Genomic DNA, 4,979 nt, shown 5'->3' with positions numbered 1-4,979 from the left:
GAGGGCGTCTTCGACGGCGAGCGGATGCAGCGAGAACTCGGCGGCCACCTGCTGAAGCTCTTCCGGCGTCGGCCGCAGCAGTCCGATCCACGCCATCCCGTGGTTGTCCTTCATGTGCTCGAAGGTCTGCTCGAGGTTCTCGGGGTTTGGGATCCGCTGCCCCGCGACGTACACGGCGTTGTCGATGATCGGCATCCCGCCAGTCTGCCCCTCCCCGCCCTGGCCGTCCGCCACCGCCCCGCCCCGCCGTCGCGCCTTTTCCCGGTGAAACGACTACTGGCGGACGAGACAGTGGGTGACAACCGCCGTCTCGTCCGCGAGCATTCGTCTCACGGACAGGACAGACGCGGGCGCGGAAGCGGCAGGCCGCCGCGCGACCGCGCGCGGTCAGCCCCCGAGGGCGGCGGCGACCACGGCGCGGGCCTCGGCCTGCACCTCGGCGAGGTGCTCCGGGCCGCGCAGCGACTCGGCGTACAGCTTGTAGACGTCCTCGGTGCCCGAGGGGCGGGCGGCGAACCATGCGTGCTCGGTCTGCACCTTGAGCCCGCCGATCGGCGCGCCGTTTCCGGGCGCGTGCGACAGCTTCGCGGTGATGGGCTCGCCGGCCAGCTCGGTGGCGGTCACGGCGTCGGGCGAGAGCTTCGCCAGCGTCGCCTTCTGTTCGGGCGTCGCGGGGGCGTCGACGCGCTCGTAGGCCGAGGCGCCGAACTCCGCTTCGAGCTCGCCGTAGCGCTGCGACGGCGTCTTGCCGGTGACGGCGAGGATCTCCGCCGCCAGCAGGCAGAGCAGGATGCCGTCCTTGTCGGTGGTCCAGACGGTCCCGTCCTTGCGCAGGAACGACGCGCCCGCCGACTCCTCGCCGCCGAAGGCGACCGAGCCGTCCAGCAGACCGGGCACGAACCACTTGAAACCGACCGGCACTTCCAGCAGGGGGCGGCCGAGTGAGGCGGCGACGCGGTCGATGACCATCGACGACACCAGGGTCTTGCCGATCGCGGCATCCGCCGGCCAGCCCTCGCGGTGCCGGAACAGGTAGTCGATCGCGACGGCGAGGTAGTGGTTGGGGTTCATCAGGCCCGCGTCGGGCGTGACGATGCCGTGCCGGTCGGCGTCGGCGTCGTTGCCGGTGAGGATGTCGTACTCGTCGCGGCGGGCGAGGAGCGAGGCCATCGCCGAGGGCGACGACGGATCCATGCGGATCTTCTCGTCCCAGTCCAGCGTCATGAACCGCCACGTCGGGTCGACGTCGGGGTTGACCACGGTCAGGTCCAGGCCGTACATCTCGGCGATGAGGGCCCAGTACTCCACCGAGGCCCCACCCAGCGGGTCGGCGCCGATGCGCACCCCTGCGGAGCGGATCGCATCGATGTCGATGATGGTCGCCAGCTCCCGCACATACTCCTCACGGAAGTCGTACGTTCCGAGAAGAGAGGTGTCGATGTCGGCGAACCGCGTGCGGGTGACGCCCTCGAGTCCCGCGGCGATCAGCGCGTTGGCACGGTCGGCGATCCAGCCGGTCGCGTCGGTGTCGGCGGGGCCGCCGTGGGGCGGGTTGTACTTGAAACCGCCGTCGCGGGGCGGGTTGTGCGAGGGGGTGACGACGATGCCGTCCGCACGGCCCGGGTCGGTGGCATCCAGCGCCCGGTTGTGCGCGAGGATCGCGAGGCTCAGTGCCGGGGTCGGCACCCACGCATCGCGGGAGTCCACGCGCACGTCGACGCCGTTGCCCACGAGCACCTCGATGGCGCTGCGCTCGGCCGGCCGCGAGAGCCCGTGCGTGTCGCGCCCCAGGAACAGCGGGCCGGTGATGCCCTGCGCGCGGCGGTAGTCCACGATCGCCTGCGTCGTTGCGAGGATGTGGTCCTCGTTGAAGCTGGTCGACAGCGACGATCCGCGGTGGCCGCTGGTGCCGAACGCGACGCGCTGGGCGGCGATGGACGGGTCGGGCTTGCGGTCGTAATAGGCGGCGACGAGTTCGTCGATGTCGACGAGATCGGATGCTTCGGCGGGCTGTCCTGCTCGGCTCATCCTCCCAGTCTGCCCCCTGTGGGCGATGGGCGCACGCTGACTTGACAGACCGCGCCGGGGAGCAGGATGGATGCCGCGCCCCGCAGGCGCCGCACACGCCAGGACTAGGCTTGCTCCCCGTGACCCCCGAGCCCACCGTTCCCGCCCGTCGCACCTACAGCTATCTGGGTCCGGCAGGCACCTTCACCGAGGCCGCGCTCGCGCAGGTGCCCGAAGCCCGCGACCAGAACTGGCGTCCGGTGCGCAACGTCGGCGAGGCGCTCGCCGACGTGGTGTCGGGGCGGTCGGATGCCGCGATGATCGCGATCGAGAACTCGATCGACGGCGGCGTGTCCACCGCGCAGGACGCCCTGGCCACCATGCCGGGTCTGCGCATCGTCGGGGAGTACCTGGTCCCGGTGAACTTCGTCCTGGTCGCGCGCCCGGGAACGACGCTTGAGGACGTCTCGCTCATCGCGGCGCACCCCGTGGCCTACGCCCAGTGTCTCGGCTGGCTGTCCGAGACGCTCCCCGCCCACGCGCACCTGCCCGCCCCCAGCAACGTCGCCGCCGCCCTCGACATGCTCGACGGCTCGAGCCAGGCCGACGCGGCCATCGCGCCCCCCGGCATCCTGGAGCACCACGACCTGCAGCTGCTGGCCCGTTCCATCGGCGACAACCCCAACGCCGTCACCCGCTTCGTGCTCGTCAGCCGGCCCGGCACACTCCCGAACCCGACAGGCGCCGACAAGACGTCCCTCATCGCGGAGCTGCCCGAGGACCACCCCGGCGCGCTTCTCGAGCTGCTCGAGCAGTTCTCCACCCGCGGCATCAACCTGTCTCTCATCGAGTCGCGCCCCATCGGCGACGCCCTCGGCCGCTACCGCTTCGTCATCGATGCCGACGGCCACATCGAGAACGAGCGCATGGCCGACGCGCTCATGGGGCTGCGCCGCTTCAGCCCGCGGGTGACGTTCCTCGGGTCCTACCCCCGGGCCGACCGCGCCATCGTCCGCTACCCCGACCGCTACTCCGACGAGGTGTTCGTCGAAGCGCGCGATTGGCTGCGCGGGCTGCTGTCGGGCGAGCCCGAGGACTGACGCCTCAGGCCGCGGCCGCTGCCGCGGCGAGCAGCTCAAGCGTGCGGGTGCGTCCGTCGGCGCCGTCCAGCGGCTCCGACTCGCGGGCGGCTGCCACCGGCGAAACCATGATCTCGTCCACACCGTGCCGCTCGGCAAGTTCTCGCAGCGCGGATGCCGCCTGCTCGCCGGTGCCGATGATCCACCGCTCCCGCATGGCCTCGATGAGCGGCGTCATCGCGTCGTCGAGGTCGGCCGCCTGAGCGGCCTCGACCGTCTCCATCGCCGCCATGGGGCGGTTCAGCCGCAGGCGGGCCATCGCCCGCAGCTGCGGCAGTGCGCGGGCATCGGCCTCGTCGGCGGTGTCGGCGGCGACGACGTTCGCGGTGAGGAACGTCACCGGCTCCGGGTGCGCCTCGCTCGGGCGGTACTGCCCGCGGTACAGGCCCAGCGCCCGCTCCAGGCCCTCGCCGGCGAAGTGGTTGGCGAAGACGTAGGGGAGCCCCATCGACGCGGCCAGCTGTGCGGAGTAGTCGCTCGACCCCAGAAGCCACACCTCGGGCGCGCTCACGGCGGCCGGTGTCGCGTGCACGTCGTACGTGCCGCCCGAGGTGAACTTCAGCGTCGCACCCTCGGGTGACACCAGCGCGAGGATGTCCTCCACGTGCTGCGGGAAGCGCTCGACGTCGCTGGAGGTCCCCGACATGCGCAGCAGCTGGGTGATCACCGGGTCGCTCCCCGGGGCGCGGCCGATCCCCAGGTCGATGCGCCCGGGCGCGAGGGCCTCGAGCGCGGCGAACTGCTCCGCGACGATGAGGGGCGCGTGGTTGGGCAGCATCACCCCGCCGGATCCGACGCGGATGCGTGACGTGCGCGCGGCGGCCGCCGCAATGAGCACCGGGGGAGTGGTCGATCCCACCGATGCCATGTTGTGGTGCTCGGCGAACCAGTAGCGGCGGTAGCCCAGCGCGTCGGCGCGTTCGGCAAGGGCGAGCGAGGCGGCGACCGCCTGCGGGCTGGTCTGGCCGGTGCGGACCGGTACGAGATCGAGGACGGAGAGGGCGGGGGCGGTCGAGGCAGTCATCGCTCAGGACAACCGTGCGCCGCCCCGCGGCATTCCGCGAGCCGTCGACTCACGCGCTGGGCGCGCGCTTGACCTGCTCGTACGCGTCCAGCGCCGCCTGGCGCGACAGCCTCAGATCGACCAGCGGTCCGCGGGTCTCGGCGCCGGGCACCCACCTCCGCGTGTAGACCCCGTCGGGGTCGAACTTCTCGCGTTGCAGCTCGGGGTTGAAGATGCGGAAGTAGGGCGCAGCGTCCGCCCCGGAGCCGACGACCCACTGCCAGTTGAACGGGTTGTTCGCTTCGTCGGCATCGACCAGGGTGTCCCAGAACCACTCCTCGCCCCGCCGCCAGTCGATGAGCAGGTTCTTCACGAGGAACGACGCCGTCACCATGCGCACCCGGTTGTGCATGTATCCGGTTCGCCACAGCTCCGCCATCCCCGCGTCGACGAGGGGGATGCCGGTTCGCCCCCGCTGCCAGGCATCGAGATGCGACGGGTCCAGCGGCGGCCAGGGGAAGGCGTCGAACTCCGCGCGCAGGTTCTTCGTCGCCAGCTCGGGGAAGCGATACAGCGTGTGCCAGGCGAACTCCCGCCACCCGAGCTCCGAGAGGAACCGGCCGGCACCCTCGGTGCTCGCCGCCTCGTGCCACACCGTGAACGGGCTGATCTCGCCCCAGCGAAGGCGCGGCGACAGCCGCGACGTCGCCCCCGCGGCCGGAGAGTCGCGAGCCTGGTCGTAGCGGCCGAGATCCTCGGCGAGGAACTCCCGCAGGCGGGTGCGGGCCGCCGGTTCCCCCGGCATCCACGTCTCGCGCAGACCTTCCGCC

At 71.8% G+C, this 4,979-nt stretch carries 4 protein-coding genes and 1 pseudogene; 1 reads left to right on the top strand and 4 read right to left on the bottom strand.

Features of this window, described 5'->3' with window-relative positions; genetic code table 11:
* Window positions 1-195: pseudogene (locus tag NQ160_RS16975) on the bottom strand (transporter); the annotation flags it as partial.
* A 192-nt stretch (window positions 196-387) separates the two neighbouring features.
* Complete coding sequence (gene pgm, locus NQ160_RS16970; RefSeq protein WP_257516337.1) at window positions 388-2,028, bottom strand: phosphoglucomutase (alpha-D-glucose-1,6-bisphosphate-dependent); 1,641 nt, start codon at window positions 2,026-2,028, stop codon at window positions 388-390.
* Between the two features lie 119 nt (window positions 2,029-2,147).
* Here pgm and pheA point away from each other — a divergent pair, with 119 nt between their 5' ends.
* Entirely contained in the window at window positions 2,148-3,107 is a 960-nt protein-coding gene (gene pheA / locus NQ160_RS16965) for a prephenate dehydratase (RefSeq protein ID WP_257516336.1), read from the top strand.
* A gap of 4 nt (window positions 3,108-3,111) precedes the next feature.
* Here pheA and NQ160_RS16960 read toward each other — a convergent pair whose 3' ends face one another.
* Together NQ160_RS16960 and NQ160_RS16955 are read right to left on the bottom strand one after the other, a co-directional pair.
* The gene (locus NQ160_RS16960; protein WP_257516335.1) at window positions 3,112-4,170 is read right to left on the bottom strand and encodes an LLM class flavin-dependent oxidoreductase; all 1,059 of its coding nucleotides are present in this window, start codon (window positions 4,168-4,170) and stop codon (window positions 3,112-3,114) included.
* A gap of 49 nt (window positions 4,171-4,219) precedes the next feature.
* Window positions 4,220-4,979: cryptochrome/photolyase family protein (locus NQ160_RS16955; protein WP_257516334.1), on the bottom strand; the 760-nt coding region annotated here is incomplete at its 5' end.

The sequence above is a fragment of the Microbacterium sp. zg.Y909 genome (assembly GCF_024626565.1).
This window is presented reverse-complemented; position numbering and strand designations above follow the sequence as displayed.

Coding starts and splice junctions, on each gene's coding strand:
- pgm (WP_257516337.1), bottom strand. CDS start 2,028: ATGAGCCGAGCAGGACAGCCCGCCGAAGCATCCGATCTCGTCGACATC.
- NQ160_RS16960 (WP_257516335.1), bottom strand. CDS start 4,170: ATGACTGCCTCGACCGCCCCCGCCCTCTCCGTCCTCGATCTCGTACCG.